The 17,843-nt window shown below is 63.1% G+C and carries 15 protein-coding genes; 6 read left to right on the forward strand and 9 right to left on the reverse strand.

What is annotated here, in order from left to right; translation table 11 throughout:
* Positions 1-84 precede the first annotated feature (84 nt).
* Complete coding sequence (locus tag ACR64R_RS08900; RefSeq protein ID WP_487361277.1) at positions 85-2,130, reverse strand: SPFH domain-containing protein; 2,046 nt, start codon at positions 2,128-2,130, stop codon at positions 85-87.
* A gap of 459 nt (positions 2,131-2,589) precedes the next feature.
* Positions 2,590-2,892 carry a DUF982 domain-containing protein gene (locus ACR64R_RS08905; protein ID WP_487361278.1) on the reverse strand — a complete coding sequence of 101 codons (303 nt, stop codon included), beginning with the start codon at positions 2,890-2,892 and terminating at the stop codon, positions 2,590-2,592.
* A gap of 304 nt (positions 2,893-3,196) precedes the next feature.
* On the opposite strand from ACR64R_RS08905, the gene ACR64R_RS08910 reads away from it, so the two are divergent.
* On the forward strand, positions 3,197-4,654 hold the full coding sequence (locus ACR64R_RS08910; protein WP_487361279.1) for an NCS1 family nucleobase:cation symporter-1: 1,458 nt from the start codon (positions 3,197-3,199) through the stop codon (positions 4,652-4,654).
* Positions 4,655-4,706: 52 nt separating this feature from the next.
* Here the strand turns inward: ACR64R_RS08910 and ACR64R_RS08915 are convergent, their stop codons facing one another.
* The 5 genes from ACR64R_RS08915 to tpiA form a co-directional block, all read right to left on the reverse strand.
* Positions 4,707-5,246 carry a DUF1697 domain-containing protein gene (locus ACR64R_RS08915; RefSeq protein WP_487361280.1) on the reverse strand — a complete coding sequence of 180 codons (540 nt, stop codon included), beginning with the start codon at positions 5,244-5,246 and terminating at the stop codon, positions 4,707-4,709.
* A 21-nt stretch (positions 5,247-5,267) separates the two neighbouring features.
* Positions 5,268-6,905: a CTP synthase gene (pyrG, locus tag ACR64R_RS08920; protein ID WP_487361281.1), complete on the reverse strand. Its 1,638-nt coding sequence runs from the start codon at positions 6,903-6,905 to the stop codon at positions 5,268-5,270.
* Between the two features lie 148 nt (positions 6,906-7,053).
* Positions 7,054-8,181 carry a L,D-transpeptidase family protein gene (locus tag ACR64R_RS08925; protein WP_487361282.1) on the reverse strand — a complete coding sequence of 376 codons (1,128 nt, stop codon included), beginning with the start codon at positions 8,179-8,181 and terminating at the stop codon, positions 7,054-7,056.
* Between the two features lie 215 nt (positions 8,182-8,396).
* Positions 8,397-8,915 carry a preprotein translocase subunit SecG gene (secG, locus tag ACR64R_RS08930; protein WP_487361283.1) on the reverse strand — a complete coding sequence of 173 codons (519 nt, stop codon included), beginning with the start codon at positions 8,913-8,915 and terminating at the stop codon, positions 8,397-8,399.
* A gap of 156 nt (positions 8,916-9,071) precedes the next feature.
* Positions 9,072-9,839 (reverse strand): triose-phosphate isomerase, encoded by a 768-nt coding sequence (gene tpiA, locus ACR64R_RS08935; RefSeq protein WP_487361284.1) that lies wholly within the window; start codon positions 9,837-9,839, stop codon positions 9,072-9,074.
* Between the two features lie 143 nt (positions 9,840-9,982).
* Between tpiA and ACR64R_RS08940 the strand changes: the two genes are divergently transcribed.
* From ACR64R_RS08940 to ACR64R_RS08960, 5 genes are read left to right on the forward strand one after another with little or no spacing between them, the layout of a single operon-like run.
* Positions 9,983-11,878 carry a peptidyl-prolyl cis-trans isomerase gene (locus ACR64R_RS08940; protein WP_487361285.1) on the forward strand — a complete coding sequence of 632 codons (1,896 nt, stop codon included), beginning with the start codon at positions 9,983-9,985 and terminating at the stop codon, positions 11,876-11,878.
* Complete coding sequence (gene trpD, locus ACR64R_RS08945) at positions 11,875-12,885, forward strand: anthranilate phosphoribosyltransferase (RefSeq protein WP_487361286.1); 1,011 nt, start codon at positions 11,875-11,877, stop codon at positions 12,883-12,885. Before ACR64R_RS08940 ends, trpD begins: the two co-directional genes overlap by 4 nt.
* A 4-nt stretch (positions 12,886-12,889) precedes the next feature.
* Positions 12,890-13,702, forward strand: a complete 813-nt coding sequence (trpC, locus tag ACR64R_RS08950; protein WP_487361287.1) for an indole-3-glycerol phosphate synthase TrpC — start codon at positions 12,890-12,892, stop codon at positions 13,700-13,702.
* Complete coding sequence (gene moaC, locus ACR64R_RS08955) at positions 13,699-14,181, forward strand: cyclic pyranopterin monophosphate synthase MoaC (protein ID WP_487362403.1); 483 nt, start codon at positions 13,699-13,701, stop codon at positions 14,179-14,181. Before trpC ends, moaC begins: the two co-directional genes overlap by 4 nt.
* Positions 14,181-15,386: a molybdopterin molybdotransferase MoeA gene (locus tag ACR64R_RS08960; protein ID WP_487361288.1), complete on the forward strand. Its 1,206-nt coding sequence runs from the start codon at positions 14,181-14,183 to the stop codon at positions 15,384-15,386. The genes moaC and ACR64R_RS08960 overlap by 1 nt, the downstream gene beginning before the upstream one ends.
* 9 nt (positions 15,387-15,395) lie before the next feature.
* Here ACR64R_RS08960 and ACR64R_RS08965 read toward each other — a convergent pair whose 3' ends face one another.
* A complete protein-coding gene (locus tag ACR64R_RS08965) occupies positions 15,396-16,226 on the reverse strand; it encodes an alpha/beta hydrolase (RefSeq protein ID WP_487361289.1) in 831 nt (276 codons plus the stop codon).
* A gap of 62 nt (positions 16,227-16,288) precedes the next feature.
* Entirely contained in the window at positions 16,289-17,536 is a 1,248-nt protein-coding gene (kynU, locus tag ACR64R_RS08970) for a kynureninase (protein ID WP_487361290.1), read from the reverse strand.
* Positions 17,537-17,843: the final 307 nt, after the last annotated feature.

Below are 17,843 nucleotides of genomic sequence, written 5' to 3' on the forward strand. Positions count from 1 at the left end.
GATCTGGCGGAAAAGGGGGAGCCCGCGCCGAGATCGGCGCGGGGCCTTCTCCCCAGGATTGTAGCTCCGCCCGCCCATCCACGATCAGTCGTCTTGGGAGGGTTCCGGGCTCACCTCCGGCAGGTTAGGTCGTCCAACCCGGTCGGCGACGAGCATCGAAAGCATCATCTCGACGAGGCCGTTGGCTGCCCCCTTCTCGCCGCCGGTAGCGCCGATCTGGATCTGCGGCACGAGCGGCAGCCTGCCATTCTCGATCGCCTCGGCGAAGCGCATGAGAACCTGCGAGTTGAGCTGATAGTCCGGGCCGCCGAAGGCCGCGACCTTCTTCTCTGTGGCCTCGGCCTCCGCCAACCCGATGGCGCGCACCTTCTCGGCTTCGGCAAAACCGGTCGCCTTGATGCGTTCGGCATCTGCAAGCGCGACAGCCTTGATCATGTCGGCCTCGCCCTGGCCGGCGAGGCGCACCTTCTCGGCCTCTGCCCTGGCGTTGACTTGAATGGTTTCCGCCTCCTGGCGGGTGCGGGCGAGTTGCGCCTTGCCCTCGTTCTCACTGATCTCGATTGTGAGTGCCGAGGTCGTGATCTTGGCTTGCTGTTCGGCGAGCGCCTCCTTCTCACGCAACGTGCGTTCCTGAGTGGCCGCCCTCTCCTGCAATTTATAAGTCTCGACCTTCTCGACCGCGATCTGCCGCTCGCGCAACTGGATCAGGATCTGCTCTATGCTGTTCTGGCCATTGGCGGCACGGGGCGTACCAATCAACACTTCCTGCAGCTCGAGGCTGTAGGAATTGAATTTCTCGCGCATCTCCTCGCCCGACTTGCGCTGGATATCGCTACGCTCCTGCAAAAGCTGGATCAGCGTCTTTGTCTGGGCGATATTCTTGAAGTAGGCCGAAACCATCGGATCGAGCGTCTGTTCGACGAGCCGCTTGATGTCACCGAAACGCTGCACCACGAGCGGCGCCTTCATATAGTCGATATGCACGACGACGGAGAGCGGCAGCACGGGCTCGAACGCATCCTTGGTGATCAACGACACTTCAGAGAGGTTCTCGTCCAGCCTGTGTTCACCAAACTGCTCCTTCGTCCATTTGAGGACGAAGTTGGTGGTCGGCACGGTGATGATATTGCCGGCATAAGTATTGAATGCATATTTGCCTGGGAGCAGTGGCGTCGACCAGACACCGCGTGAGCCGACTTCGACCAGCTCGCCGTGACGGTATGCCTGACCAGACAAGTCCGTGCCGTGGCGGCCGTTATAGGAGACGACCACACCCACCGTGCCGACGTCGATGACCGTCTTTCCCACCAGTTCCACGGTCGCAAAAATGCGATTGAGGAAGTAGCTGCCGTCTGCCAGCACCTGCAGTTGCCGGCCACGGTAGCCACCAGCTTTGAGAAACTTCTCCGGGTCCTGGAAATTGTTGTGGAAGTTCGGGTCGTTCGGATCGTTTGCCACGGTCGGTGCGATGATCTCGCCGTCCGGCAGAGCCGGACCGTCATGGATGGTGACGATGCCGATCATGTCCTCGGCATTATGGATGACGACCGGCTCGAAACCGCCCCGCTCCGAGATCATGCGGGACATATTAGAAAACAGACTCTGTTCCGACGCGCTCAGATTGACGGCATAGATCGACTGGGCGGTGAGCACGATGAATTGGGCGAGATTGATGGCGTAGGTGCCTTCACGCAGGATCTTGCGCTGCGGTCCTTTCTGTCCGCCTTTTTCGAGAAAGCCGCGAACATCCTGGAAATCATCGGCCTCTGTGTTGGAAGCAAGTGTCTGTGTCGGCGGAAGCGGCTTGCCATCACGGGCGAAGACATAGCCGATCTGACCCTGCGGGATGGTGACGAGATCGGCGCGATGGATTGCATATTGGAACGGCATGAAGAAATGCAGGCCGCCGCGCACGATTTCCGGCTGGTAGCCTGCCTCGCGGTTGAGCGCTATGAATCCATTGCTGACGGAACCGCGAAAACTCCATAGCTTTTCCAAGATGCCGAGCCTGTCGTTTGGGACGTAGCGGACCACGCCGCTCCACCAGAACAGGATTGCCAGCATGACGACTGGCACGGCTACCTCGATCGCCGTCCATTTGATCGGGTCGAGATACTGCAGGGCGTCCATCTCTTTTCTCCTAAGGGCGTGCGGGTTCGTTCACCCGCCGGCCGCCGGTTGGTGTTGATTGAAGAAGCGGGGGAGATCGCGCAGCTACGCGCCCGACGCGCCAAGCGCGTGTCGGACGTTTGGGCTGCTGATTGTATGGGAAAGCGACCGCGCGTCCCGAGTCCCCAGTAAGCGAGGCGTGGTCATCAGGGATTTTACATCGATGCTGCCTTGAAAGACATAACAATAATCGACGTAGGGAGCGCGCCTGCAGGTTTAAAGATACTAAGCGCGGAAATCGTAATTATTTGCGACGCCTCGATATTTCAAACGCGTGCAGGCCGACTATTTAAATCGGCAAGGTCGAGAACTGACGTGGCCGCCGTCTTCCCCAGATCTGATATGATTCTGGAGAAACCAACATCCCGCTAGCTGCGCCATCGCAGACGCGGCAGCTTTGTTTTGGAAACGTACTTCCGCCTAGCGCCTCAAGGTGCGGACGTTGTCCTTAGCCGCGCCACCCAGCGGCAACGCCATATCATCGTCGAGCAGCCGGGTGATGCGGGCGAAACCGACAAAGGCTTTCCTCGCTTCCTCGGCAGACATCTTGCCCGACACAGCCGCCGCGCAGCAATTCAGGGCGCATTGAAAAACCGGGCCGCGTCGTCCCGTTGGCCACTTCCGCAGGAACACCATTGCTTCGGTCACGCTGTCGACTTCCTCCACAGCGTGTCCCTGCCCGCGCGCGATTCGCACTGGGGTAAAGAATTGCAAGCGATTCATAGTATCCTCCCGGTCGACCGCAGCGCAGCCGAACCAGTACAAACGCACGTCTGGCGGATCGGTTCCAAACAAATTAGGTGGCCGATCGAAAAAAGTCGGAACCGGAGGCGTGCGCCTGTCTTGCTCGAAAGAGAGCATGCGACTCAGCCGGATGCAGGCTCGGACCTCGAGGATAATGGCGATTTTCGTTGAATATCTTTAAGGCGAAAGCCGGCAAATGGATTGCTTGCCGGTTCCCCTGGGTCAAGCTTAACCTCTACGGTCAAACGCGTGACGGCGCGTTTGCAACAAGGGGACAACCGCAATGACCATTCAAGGCGCATCGCCTGACCTCTACAATGAGGATCTGGCTCCGGCAACGGTCAGGAACTGGGGACCGTTTTCGATATTCAACGTCTGGACGTCGGACGTCCACAGCCTCTGGGGCTATTACCTCGCGGCAAGCCTGTTTCTGTTCTGCGGCGGCTTCGTCAACTTCATCATCGCCATCGGTATCGGCTCGTTGATCATCTATGTGCTGATGAACATGGTCGGCTATGCCGGGGTGAAGACCGGCGTGCCCTACCCCGTGCTTGCCCGCGCCTCGTTCGGCATCTGGGGCGCCAACATTCCGGCGCTGGTGCGCGCCATCGTCGCCTGCTTCTGGTATGGCGCCCAGACGGCAGCCGCGTCCGGCGCCATCGTGGCGCTGCTGACGCGCCTGCAGTGGTTCGACGAGTTCAACAAGAGCTCGCATCTCCTCGGACATTCGACCCTGGAGGTGATCTGCTTCGTCGTCATCTGGGCGTTGCAGCTGCTGATCATCCAGAAGGGCATGGAGACCGTGCGCCGCTTCCAGGACTGGGCCGGCCCCGCCGTGTGGGTGATGATGCTGCTTCTGGCCATTTACCTCTGCGTGAAGTCCGGCAGCTTCGCTTTCACCAGCGACATCCCGATGGACGTGTTGCGCGACAAGACCGCCGACGCCGGCATTCCGGGCGATCCGGGATCATGGACCGCGCTTTTCGGCGCCGCGGCGATCTGGGTCACGTATTTCTCGGCGCTCTATCTCAACTTCTGCGACTTCGCCCGTTACGCGCCGGACAAGGCGGCGCTGCGTAAAGGCAATATCTGGGGCCTGCCGGTCAATCTCATCCTGTTCTCATTGGTCGCTGGCGTCACCACGATCGCCGCCTACGACGTCTATCATGAGGTGCTTTTGCATCCCGACCAGATCTCGGCCAAGTTCGACAGCTGGTTCCTGGCGGCCCTCGCGGCGCTCACCTTCGCGGTGGCGACGCTGGGCATCAACGTGGTAGCCAATTTCGTTTCGCCGGCGTTCGACTTCTCCAACGTCTTCCCGCGCCAGATCGACTTCAAGAAAGGCGGCTACATCGCGGCGCTGATCGCGTTGGTGCTGTATCCGTTCGCGCCGTGGGAGGGCAGCGCCGCGCATTTCGTCGGCATTATCGGCGCGACGATGGGGCCGATCTTCGGGGTGATGATGGTCGACTACTATCTGATCCGCAAAAGCGAGGTCGATGTCGAGGCGCTCTATCGCGAGAACGGCGAGTTCCGCTTCCAGGGTGGCTGGCATGTGAATGCCTTCATCGCCGCCGGCATCGGCGCGATCTTCTCCTCGATCCTGCCCAACTTCACCAACTTGCTGCCTGCGTGGTGGGGTGTCTATGGCTGGTTCTTCGGCGTGGCGATCGCCGGCGCGGTCTACTACGTGCTGCGCACCATGGCGCTCGGCGCCGGAGCGAAGATGGCGAAAGCCTGAAAACAAGGCAGTAGGCAGCAGGGATCAGGCAAAAGAAAATGCCACCCACTGCCTACTGCGCCACCATCTCCGCCAGCCGGCGCACCGTGTTCCAGTTGCGCGACGTGCCGATGCCGAAGCGTTTGTGACTGGCGGCGGCGAGCAGCCGCGAACTTGGCCGCTCGCGCGAGAAGACGAGCCAGATATCGCCGTCGACCCATAGCACTTTCTCGTCGCCGGCGGCACGGATCTTGAGCGCTTCGACGGCATCCTTGGGCGCCGGCTCACGCATCACGCGCACCGCGACCTGATCGGCCGCGCCGGCCGATTCTGCTGGGAACGGGTTGCTGGCGGCAAGACTCCGCCAGCCCTCGGCGCCGCGCACGATGATGTCGACATGGCGACCGAAAGTCTTCTCGAAAGCCTCTTCCAGCCGTTGCTCGAGCTTCGAAATTTCGCCTGCCCGCGCCTTGAACACCAGATTTCCGGTAGCCGCCAGCGTGCGGGCATTCTTCAGGCCCAGCCCCTCGGCCATCGTCCTGAGATCGGCCATGACGACACGCCGCCCCTCGCCCAGAATGATGCTGTAGAGCAGCGCGACGTAGGTTTGCATGGGCCGGGCCCGAAGCCGGGGCTATACCAGCCGCGACTGATCGACGGCGGCCGAGATGAAGCTCGCGAACAGCGGATGCGGGTCGAGCGGGCGGCTCTTCAGTTCCGGGTGGTATTGCACCCCGATGAACCAGGGATGATCGGGATACTCGATCGTCTCCGGCAGCACCCCGTCGGGCGACATGCCGGCAAAGACAAGGCCGCAATCCTCGAGCCGCTGCTTGTAGTCGATGTTCACTTCGTAGCGGTGCCGGTGGCGCTCGGAAATCTGCGTGTCGCCGTAGATCTCGGCGATCTTCGAGCCCTTGGCGAGTTCGGCCTGGTAGGCGCCGAGCCGCATCGTGCCGCCAAGATCGCCGGTGGCCCTGCGCTTCTCAAGCATGTTGCCCTTCAGCCATTCGGTCATCAGGCCAACGACAGGTTCGTCGGTCGGGCCGAACTCGGTCGATGAGGCATGCTCGACGCCGGCCAGCGAGCGGGCAGCCTCGATGCAAGCCATCTGCATGCCGAAGCAGATGCCGAAGTAAGGCACCTTGCGCTCGCGCGCGAACTTCGCCGCCAGAATCTTGCCCTCCGAGCCGCGCTCCCCGAATCCGCCAGGAACCAGGATGCCGTGCACCTTCTCCAACCAGGGAGCGGGGTCCTCCTTCTCGAATATCTCGCTTTCGATCCAGTCGAGCTTGACCTTGACCCGATTGGCAAGGCCGCCATGCGAAAGCGCTTCGATCAGTGATTTGTAGGCATCCTTCAGCCCGGTGTACTTGCCGACGACGGCGATCGTCACCTCGCCTTCCGGATTGTGGATTCGGCTGGACAGCTTTTGCCACGGCTCCATGCGCGGCTTCGGCGCCGGGTCGATGCCGAACGCGGCCAGCACTTCCGAATCGAGCCCTTCCTGGTGATAGGCCATCGGCACGTCATAGATGTGCGGGACGTCCAACGCCTGGATGACGGCGCTTTCGCGCACGTTGCAGAACAGCGACAGCTTGCGGCGCTCTTCCTTCGGGATCGGCCGATCGGCACGCACCAGAAGGATATCGGGCGCAATGCCGATGCCGCGCAGTTCCTTGACCGAATGCTGCGTCGGCTTGGTCTTCAGCTCGCCGGCAGTCGGGATGTAGGGCATCAGCGTCAGATGCACATAGACCGCGTTGTTGCGCGGCAGGTCGTTACCGAGCTGGCGGATCGCTTCCAGGAACGGCATGGCCTCGATGTCGCCGACCGTGCCGCCGATCTCGCACAGGACGAAGTCGTAGTCGTCATTGCCGTCCAGCACGAAATGCTTGATCTCGTCGGTGACGTGCGGGATCACCTGCACGGTGGCGCCGAGATAGTCGCCGCGGCGCTCGCGCTCGATGATGTTCTTGTAGATGCGCCCGGTGGTGATGTTGTCCTGCTGGTTTGCCGAGCGCCCGGTGAAGCGCTCGTAATGGCCGAGATCGAGATCGGTCTCGGCGCCATCATCGGTCACGAACACTTCGCCATGCTGGTACGGCGACATCGTCCCGGGATCGACATTCAGGTATGGGTCGAGCTTCTTGATCCGCGCACGATAGCCTCGCGCCTGCAGAAGAGCCCCAAGAGCTGCTGCGGCGATGCCTTTTCCGAGTGAGGAAACCACGCCGCCTGTGATGAATACATATCGCGCCATGGGAGTCATCGCTTAACGCGGCCTGATTGATTCCGCCAGAGAAAAAACCGCCGCGAAGGCTTTTTCCCAAAATGGCGCGGCAGCCCGAACGGGCTTGGATTCTGTCAAAACAAAAGGGCCGGCGATGCCGGCCCTTTCGGCAGTTCGATGGAAACGCTCAGATAATAACGACCTTGGTGCCGATCTTGACGCGGCTGTAGAGATCCATGACGTGCTCGTTGATCATGCGGAAGCAGCCGTTGGAGGCGCTGGTTCCGATCGACTGCGGCGCAATAGTGCCGTGGATGCGCAGATGCGTATCCTTCTTGCCGTCATAGAGATAGATGGCGCGCGCGCCGAGCGGATTCTCGCCGCCGCCGGGCATGCCGTCCTTGTACTGACCGTAATGCTTCGGCTCGCGCTTCTGCATGTCGAGCGTCGGGATCCAGCGTGGCCATTCCTGCTTGTCTCCGACCGCCACTGTCCCCTTGAACTGCAGGCCCTCGCGGCCGACGGCAATGGCGTAGCGGCGGGCAGTGGAAAACGACTCGACCAGGTAGAGGCGGCGGGCGCTGGTGTCGATGACGATGGTGCCCGGCTCATAGCCGGTGAACGTGACGTCTTGAGGCACGAATTCCGGCTTCACCTTGAAGGGCCGCTTGGCGTCCTTCTTGGCCAATGCCGAATCGAGCGCGCGTGTCTCCGGCAGGTAGTTGATGGAGGTCGCTTGGGCGCCGCCGAAGAGGCCGGCGAACAGTCCGCCGCTGCTCGTCTGCTTCTGGCCGGGCTGCTCACTGCGCAATTCGCCGTTGTTGCCAGTGGCGGTGATGTTCATGGCTTCGGCCGGGATCGGCTCTTCGGCCTTGACCGGAATGATCGACGCTACCGGCTCCAGCGGCGCGATGATCTTGGTGGTCTTCTTGGCCAGCTTGGCGTCGGCGACTTCAACCGGCCCGGCCTTACCTCTCTTGGCGAGCCATTCCTGGCGCGCCTGATCCGCCTTGGCCTTGGCTGCCTCGCGCATCGCCATCTTGCGAGCATCGAGCGCCTTCTGCTTGGCGGCCTCCTTGTCGGCAGCGATCTTGGCCTCGAGCTTGCTGATCTGCGCAAGATCCTCAGAGGTCGGGTTCTTCTTCTTCTTGAGAAGCCTCAGCTGCGATGCATCGCTCTTGGCGGCGACGACGGGAATAGCGTCGGTTGTCTCTACCGAGGGGGATGTGGCCAGGTTTGCCGGTCCGGCAAAGGCCACGGAACCCATGCCGAGGACGGCACAGACTCCCAGGAAGATGAAGCTGCGAAGCTGCATGGCGAAGATCCGATTGTTCAAAAGCAAGTTGCCCACGGCGTCGCCCGGCGCCCCCCAAGGACGCCGATAAAGTGCCGCGCGCAATCTATAATCGATTAGCCGTCATCGCCTCAAGCTGAGGCAGGCGCTACGCCCGATTGAATCTTTGTGATCGGGCGCTCATTTGCCGTGACTGTGTTCAAAGAACAACAGATCAGGGCCAGCTGCCTGTCCGGCTACTGGTTCGGGACCTGCGGCGTGACCGGCAAGGTAACGCCATTGGATGCCGGCGGAGTGGCCGGATTCGCGGGCGCCGGTGCGGCCGGAGCGGGCGCTGTTGCCGGAGCCGGCGCGGTGGCGCCGTTGGCAAGCGGTGTGGTCGTCGTGCCACCAGACGGTGCGGCGGGAGCCGTGCCGCCGGCTGGAGCCGCGGGCTTGGAGGCGCCTACAGGCCCATTCGAGCCCGGCAACTGGTTGAGCACGCCTTTGCCTTGGCTTGATGTCGCCGGGCGGTCGAGGATGTCGATCGGCTTTTCGCCATAACGGGCAAGGATCGACAGCGCCAGCGACGTCACGAAGAACGCCGCCGCCAGGATCGCGGTGGCGCGGGTGAGCGCATTGGCGGCGCCGCGAGCGGTCATGAAACCGGAACCGCCGCCAATGCCAAGCCCGCCGCCTTCGGAGCGCTGCAGCAGCACCACACCGACAAGGGCGAGCACGACCATAAGGTGAACGACGATCAGTACGGTTTCCATAATTTATCCTGGCGGGGCCTTGCGCGACCGCGCATAGGACCAATGATTTGGAGGCGGCTCCTTACAATGCTTTGACGGCATTTCCAAGCCCGTGGCCGGGAATATGGGAAGCAATGCGGCCGTTACAACGATTTAGGCCGCGCGAGCCCAGGAGAGCTAAGCGATGTTCATGTAAGCTTCCGCGATGGCCAGGAAGTCGGCAGCCTTCAGGCTGGCGCCGCCGACCAGAGCGCCGTCGACATTCTCGACGCCGAGGAGCTCCACTGCGTTGGACGGCTTGACAGAGCCGCCATAGAGAATGCGCATCTTGGCCGCGACGTCGCCGAGCAGGCCGGTCAGCTTGCGGCGGATGTGCGCATGTGCCTCGGCGACGTCGTCTACGGTCGGGGTCAGGCCGGTACCGATGGCCCAGACCGGCTCATAGGCGATGATCGTGTTCGTTGCGGTGGCGCTTGTCGGAACCGAGCCCTCGAGCTGACGCGACAGTATGTCAAGCGTGGCGCCCGACTCGCGCTCGGCGCGCGTCTCGCCGATGCAGACGATGGCCACCAGCCCCGCCCGCCAGGCGGCCGACGCCTTGGCATGGACCATCGCGTCGTCCTCGCCGAACATTTCGCGCCGTTCCGAATGGCCGACAATGACGTGGCTTGCACCGGCGTCCTTGAGCATCTCGGCTGAAATCTCACCCGTAAAAGCTCCGCTCTCCTTCGGATGGCAATCCTCTCCGCCAGCCCGCACCGGCGTGCGTGACAGGATTTCGGCGGCACGCTGGAGCAACGTAGCCGGCACGCACACCAGCGCTTCTGTTTCCGCATCTAGCCCGCTCATGAAGCCGTTGCCGATCGACCGTAGCTCATTGAGCGAGGCGCTGGTGCCGTTCATTTTCCAGTTCCCGGCGACGAGCGGGCGGATTCCAGGGGTCATGGGGCGGGTTCTCCGAGCGACATTTAGCAGCGCTCTCACTACCAAAATCAGGTCACAAAGCAATCGACAGTGGACTGGAAGGGCGCTATTGCGCTTGTTTCAGACTCGGCGCATGCGAAAATGCGCATAAATCGGAAGTATGCATGCTTAGTATATTGAGAAGCGCGGCGAGCACCTGGGTCGCGAAGGCGTTGCTGTTGTTGCTGGTCCTGAGCTTCGCAGCCTGGGGCATCACCACGCGCATGGTGGGCGGCGTTCTGGGCGGCCATCACGCGGTGATCACCGCCGGCGGCACTGAAGTCTCGATCAACGAGTATCGCCTCGCCTATGATCGTCAGCTCTCGATGTTATCGCAGCAATATGGCCAGCGCGTCACCCAGGAACAGGCCAAGCTGCTCGGCGTCGACAACCAGGTGCTGGCGCAACTCGTTTCGGGCGCAGTGCTCGACGAACAGGCACGCAAGCTCGGCCTTGGCCTTTCCAAGGATCGGCTGGCCGAATTGACGCGCGAGGATCCGGCCTTCAAGGGACCTGGCGGCCAGTTCGATCGCCGGACGTTCGAGTATCTCCTGCGCCAGCTCGGCATGCGGCCGGAGGACTATCTGAGGAACCGTGCGCAGGTGGCTGTGCGCCAGCAGATCGTCGAGGCGATTTCCGACGGCCTCAAGGTTCCGCAGACCTTCCTGAAGGCGGTCTCGCTCTATCGCGGCGAGGATCGCACGATCGACTATCTTGTGCTGCCCAAGACGCTGGTCCAACCGATCGAGGCGCCGTCAGACACTGCGCTCAACACCTATTTCGACGCCAACAAGAAGAACTACGCGGCGCCGGAATACCGCAAGTTTTCCTATGTCCGGCTGGAGCCGCAGGATATCGCGGACCCGTCCGCGGTGACCGACAGCCAGGTCAAGGACGATTACAACAAGAATATCGCGCGCTACACGACGCCCGAGATGCGCACCATCGAGCAGTTGGTGTTCAAGACCTCGGACGCGGCAAAGGCGGCCTTGGATTCCCTGAAGGCCGGTGCAACCTTCGACAAGCTCGTCACCGCCGAAGGCAAGACGCAAGCCGACACGCTCCTAGGCACGCTGTCCAAGGACAAGATCGCCGACAAGGCGGTGGCCGACGCAGCCTTCTCGCTCAATGCCAACGAGGTGAGCCAGGTCGTCCAGGGGGCCTTCGGTCCGGTGCTCCTGCGCGTTACGGAGATCAAGCCGCAGGTCGTGAAACCTCTTTCGGAAGTGTCCGACCAGATCCGCAAGGACCTGGCGATAGGCGAGGCAAGCCGCATCCTGCTCGACGTGCATGACAGCTATGAGGATACCCGCGCTTCGGGTGCCTCGCTTGCCCAGGCCGCCGACAAGCTCAAGCTGAAGGTCATCACCATCGACGCCATCGACCGCACCGGCCAGCGGCCGGACGGTACGATCGTCAACGACCTGCCGCAATCGGCCGATCTCATCAAGTCTGTGTTCGCCGCCGAGCCCAATACCGAGAATGAAGGTCTGACGACCGCCGACAACGGTTTCGTCTTCTACGAGGTGCAGTCGGTCACGCCGGCGCGCGACCGCACGCTGGACGAGGTCCGCAAGAAGGTTGTGGCCGACTGGACGGAGGCCGAGACCGAAAAGCGGCTCGACGCGAAAGCGCAGGAACTGGAGAAACGTCTCAAGGCAGGCACTACGCTCGACGCTGTTGCGGCCGAGCTCAAGCTCGACAAGCAGACCAAGCGAGGCTTGAAGCGCGAAGCCGACGATGCCGATTTCGGCAAGGAGGGCGCCGCGGCGATGTTCGGCGTCGGCGAAGGCGGCACCGGCCTGATCCCCTCGCCCACTGGCGACGGCCAGATCCTGTTCAAGGTTGCCGAGGTCTTCGAGCCGGCGGGCGCCGACGGCAGTACGGTGCCGGATGACGCTCAGAAATCCTTCGCCGCCGGCATGTCGGACGACCTGCTGGACCAGTTGGTGGCACAGCTGCAGTCGCAATATGACGTTCGCATCGATCCGAACGCCGTTTCTCAAGCACAGACACGATGAGCGCGCTGAAGACACACATAGCCAAGGTCGCCGCCGGCATCGCGCTTTCCTTCGAGGAAGCGCGCGACGCCTTCGACATCATCATGTCGGGCGACGCCACGCCCGGCCAGATCGGCGGCTTCCTGATGGCGCTGCGCGTGCGCGGCGAGACGGTGGGCGAGATCGCTGGCGCTGTCGCCACCATGCGCGCCAAGATGCTGCGCGTCGAGGCGCCGCAGGGCGCGATCGACATCGTCGGGACCGGCGGGGACAACTCGCACTCGGTCAACATCTCGACCGCCTCGGCCTTCGTCATCGCGGCCGCCGGCGTGCCGGTGGCCAAGCACGGCAATCGCGGCCTGTCCTCGCTGACCGGCTCCGCGGACGTGCTGATGGCGCTGGGCGTCAAGATCGACATTTCGCCGGAAATGATCGGACGCTGCATCCATGAGGCCGGCGTCGGCTTCATGTTCGCGCCGGCCCACCATCCTGCGATGAAGCATGTCGGACCGACCCGGGTCGAGCTCGGCACGCGCACCATTTTCAACCTGCTCGGACCGCTGTCGAATCCCGCCGGCGTCAGCCGCCAGATGGTCGGCGTTTTCCTGCCGGAGTGGATAATGCCGGTGGCCGAGACGTTGAAGGCGCTAGGCGCGGAGCACGCCTGGGTCGTCCATGGCGATGGCTATGACGAGATCACCACCACGGGCGAGACCCAGGTTGCCGAACTCGCCGGCGGCGAGATCCGCACATTCACCCTGACGCCGGAAGCAGTCGGACTGAAGCGGCACACCAAGGAAGAGCTGCGCGGTGGCGACGCAGCCTACAATGCCAGGCAGTTGCGCGATATGCTGGGCGGTGCCGCCGGCGCCTATCGCGACACGGCGCTGATGAATGCCGGCGCCGGCCTGGTCGTGGCAGGCAAGGCGACCACGCTTGCCGACGGAATCGCGGCGGCGGCGCAAGCGATCGACAGCGGCCGCGCGCTTGGCGTGCTGGACAAGCTCGTCGAGATTTCGAACGGATAAGGCCTTGTCGGATATTCTGCGCAAGATCGAAGCCTATAAGCGCGACGAGATCGCGGCCGCGAAGGCGAAAATACCGCTGGCCGAGATCAAGGCACGGGCGAAGGATGCCGGTGCGACGCGCGGTTTTTCGGCGGCGCTTGAGGCCAAGCGTCGGGAGGGAAGCTTTGGCCTGATCGCCGAAATAAAGAAGGCCAGCCCTTCCAAGGGTTTGATCCGTGCCGATTTCGACCCGCCGTCACTGGCGCAGGCCTATCAGAAAGGTGGCGCCGCCTGCCTTTCGGTGCTGACAGACACCCCGTCTTTCCAGGGCGCTCCGGAATTTCTCACCAACGCGCGCAAGGCGGTGTCCCTGCCCGCGTTGCGGAAGGATTTCCTATTCGACCCTTACCAGGTCTACGAAGCACGAGCCTGGGGCGCAGACGCCATCCTGATCATTATGGCGAGCGTGGACGATGCACTGGCTGGCGAATTGGAAGCAGTCGCCTTCGAGCTCGGGATGGACGCGCTGATCGAAGTGCATGGCGAGGCCGAAACGGAGCGCGCTCTGAAATTGTCGTCGCGGCTGATCGGTATCAACAACCGCAATTTGCGGACCTTCGAGACCAGCCTTGCGACCTCAGAGCGGCTGGCGCCAATGGTGCCGGGCGGCTACCTGCTCGTCAGCGAGAGCGGCATCTTCACCCACGACGACTGCCTCAGGATGCGAAAGACCGGCATCGGCGCCTTCCTTGTCGGCGAGAGCCTCATGCGGCAAGCCGACGTGGCCGCTGCGACCAGGTTTCTGCTGACGGGCAAGGCAGCGGCCGAGGCCGTCTGAGCATGGCCCTTACCCATCTTGGCGCCAAGGGCGAAGCCAATATGGTCGATGTAGGCGACAAAGCCGAGACGACGCGCACGGCGATTGCCGAAGGTTTTGTCTCGATGCGACCGGAAACGCTGGAGATGATCCTGGCCGGCGACGCCAAGAAAGGGGATGTTCTGGGCACCGCCCGCATTGCAGGCATCATGGCGGCGAAGAAAACGCATGAGCTGATCCCCCTCTGCCATCCGCTGCTTCTGACCAAGGTCGCCGTTGAAATCGAGCCGGACCGCACGCTGCCTGGTCTCAAGGTCACCGCGCTTGCCCGCGTTACCGGCAAGACCGGTGTGGAGATGGAGGCGCTCACCGCCGCCTCGGTCGCCTGCCTCACCATCTACGACATGGCCAAGGCGGCGGACCGTGGCATGGTGATTTCCGGCATCCGGCTGGTCGAGAAGACCGGCGGCAAATCCGGCGACTACAAGGTAGGTCCCTGATGGTGCTGGTTCCGGTCGCAGAGGCGCTACAGCGCCTGCTCGACGACGCGGCGCCTTTGCCCGCCGAAAGCATTCCACTCGCGCAAGCAGCAGGGCGGGTCCTGGCGGAACCGGTTGTGGCGCTGCGTACGCAGCCGCCTTTCAACGCCTCCGCGATGGATGGCTATGCCGCGCGTTCCGCCGATGTCGCTTCGGCGCCGGCTGAGCTCGAGGTCATAGGCATGGCGCCTGCCGGGCGCGGCTTCTCCGGAACCGTCGGAACAGGCCAGGCCGTGCGCATCTTCACCGGTGCGCCGCTGCCTGAAGGCGCCGACACCATCGTCATCCAGGAAAACGCGCGCGATCTCGGCAACGGCAAGGTCGAGGTGACGGAGCCTACCGGGCAAGGCCGCAATGTCCGCCGACGCGGTCTTGACTTCGGCCAGGGGGACGTGCTGCTCCAAAAGGGTCGCGTGCTCGATGCCGCGGCACTTTCGCTGGCAGCTTCGGCCAACCACCCTGTCTTGAAGGTCGTGCGGCAGCCGCTGGTCGCCATCATCGCCACCGGCGACGAGTTGCTGCCGCCGGGTAGCACGCTCGGCCCCGACCAGATCATTTCTTCCAACGCCTATGGCGTCGCCGCTGCTGCCCAGTCGGTCGGCGCGCGCGCGCTCGATCTCGGCATCGCCGCCGACCGCCAGGACGCTATCGCCGCGTTGGTCAGGAAAGCCGTGGCGGCGCGCGCCGACGTCATCGTCACGCTCGGAGGGGCGTCGGTAGGCGATCACGACTTGATCCATGACGTACTGACCCGCGAAGGCATGAAGCTCGACTTCTGGAAGATCGCCATGCGTCCCGGCAAGCCGCTGATGTTCGGCCGCCTCGGCAATGTCCGCTGCGTCGGTCTGCCCGGCAACCCGGTGGCAAGCATCGTCTGCTCTCAGCTCTTCCTGAAGCCGCTCCTCGCTCGTCTCGGCGGCCGAGATCACAGGCAGGACGTGCGAACGGCCCGTCTGGGCGCCGCTATGCAAGCCAACGACCTCAGACAGGACTATGTGCGCGCCGTCGTGCGCGAGGACGCCGACACGCTGGTCGCGACCCCTTTCGGCATCCAGGACTCCTCGATGCTGCGCATGCTGGCCGACGCCAACGGGCTGATCGTGCGTGAGCCCTTCGCACCGGCCGCGCAGGCCGGCGACGAATGCAACGTTCTGATGCTGCGCTGAAGCCGATCCTCATTCATCGACGAGCGTACGGGTCAGGGGATGAGCGGGATCGACAAGACCGTCGACGACACTGAAATGATGCCGATCCGGCTCGACCACCGAAGCTGTGGCGGCACCAAGCCCGGTCCAGATATTGGCAAGCAACGCGCTCTGGCGCAGGAATTCCGAACGCTCGCCGCCGCCGGCCCAACAGGTGATGCGGATTCCATTCCGGGGCCGCAGCAATGCAGGGCTTTCGGCCGACGCTTCGTGCTCGTCGATATTGAGGGTCTCGTTCAGCGCGGTGAGCATCAGAGGCCGAAGGTCGTGCAGGCCTGAAATCGAAATGACCTGGCGTATGCGCCGCGCCACGTCGGGCGAGAGCGGCGATGTCGCGGTCACCATCCGGCTGACGAGATGTCCGCCGGCCGAGTGCCCGGCCAGCATCAGCGGACCATCGACCATGGCTGCCGCCCTCTCGATCGCGACCGAGGCTTCGCCGACGATGCCGCTGATCCTGATCTTCGGGCATAGCGTGTAGGAGGGCATTGCGACGGCAAAGCCTCGGCCGACCGCGCCTCCGGCCAGATGCGACCAGGACTCTCGGCCCGACCCCATCCAATAGCCGCCGTGGATGAACACGACGAGCCCCTTTGGCGTCGCTGGCGGTAGAAACAGATCGAGCTGGTTGCGCGGCGCTTCGCCATAGGCGATGTCGAGCCGCGCCCTGCCCTGGGTCAGCAACTCTTCGCGAAATGCCTGCGCCGGCTGGTCCCACGCCGCCGGCCAACGATCGCCGCCGGCGATGTTCGCGCCGTTGGCATAGGCGTCGTTCCAGTCGGCAATACGGTGTTCGAGCACAGGGCCCCTCCCGCGGTCAGGTCAACTTTGATTGGCTTCTCATGGCATCGCCGACCCAAGACTCAGGTGACGGTGGCCTTGACGGCGAAGCGCGCCTCTCGCCAGGCGCCGCTTCGCAGTATGTCGGCGAGCACCTCCACGGCGCGCCACACGTCGCTGTAGCCGACATAGAGTGGCGTGAAGCCGAAGCGCATGGTCGACGGCGCCCGAAAATCGCCGATCACGCCGCGTTCGATCAGGGCCTGCATGATCCGGTAGCCATGCGGGTGAATGAATGAAATCTGGCTGCCGCGTTTGGCGCCGTCGCGGGTACTTTCGAGAGTAAGATCGTAACCTCCGCATCTTGCCTCGACGAGTTCGATGAACAGATCGGCCAGCGCGGTGCTCTTCCTTCTCACCATCGCCAGGTCGACGCCGTTCCAGACGTCGAGCGCGCCCTTCAGCGTGCGCATCGACAGGACCGGCTGCGTGCCGCACAGGAACCGACGGATGCCGGTGTCCGGCGCATAGGCTTGCTCGAAGGCGAACGGCCGCGCGTGGCCCCACCACCCGCTGAGGGGCTGCTGCACATCGGCAAGATGCCGCTCGGCCGCATAGATGAACGCGGGTGAACCTGGCCCCCCGTTGAGATATTTATAGGTGCAGCCGACCGCGAAATCGGCGTTCGCCCTGTCAAGTTCAACCGGCATGGCCCCCGCGCTGTGACACAGATCCCATACGATCAGCGCACCGGCGTCATGCGCCTTGCGCGTGAGCGCCGCCATGTCGCGCAACTCGCCGGACTTGTAGTTGACGTGGTTGACCAGCACCACCGCGGTGCTTTCGTCGATCAGTTCCTCGATGGTTGGCGCGTGCACGCCGGCCAGGCGCAGGACGGTGTTCTTTCCGGTCGAGGCCACGCCTTCGGCCATATAGAGATCGGTCGGAAAACTGTCGCCCTCGGCAACGATCACGGTTCGGCCCGGCCGCATCGCCATCGCCGCATGCAGCACCTTGTAGATGTTGATCGACGTGGTGTCGCAGACCACGGTCTGGCCAGGCGCCGCGCCGATCAGCCGCCCGAGCTGGTCGCCCAGTTCGACCGGCATGTCGAACCATCCATCCTTGTTCCAGGCACGAATGAGGTCATGCGCCCACTCCTCGTTAGCTGCTTTGCGCAGTTCCTCGAATGCGGCGTGTGGAGCGGCTCCCAACGAATTCCCGTCGAGATAGATCACCCCTTCCGGCAGGACGAATTGATCGCGCAAGGCACGCAGCGGATCTGCTGCGTCCATAGCCTCGATCTCGGCGAGATCAGGAATTCCCCCCATTATGCTACCGCCTACATTTCGGAATGCCCGCCGCTCACGGCTGGCCAAGAGCGGTTGTCTCACCACCGTCGGCGTCCGGGCAAGAACCTTTCGTCCTGTGTTAGCTGGTCCATGGAGGGCGAGAACCGTGAACCGGCAAATCGCCGACGTTGGCATTTTGGGTTCGTTTCGTTCACGGTGCGGCATGCGCAATCGATGTATGCGCGATCGCACCCGGCACTTCCGTGATGCCGCCACCCGCTGTTCCCATTTAAGCAAGGCTGCAAATTCGAGCGGAATCAATGCCACTGCGCTACAGGTAGCGGCC

The organism is Mesorhizobium sp. MC2-1-1 (assembly GCF_057597255.1).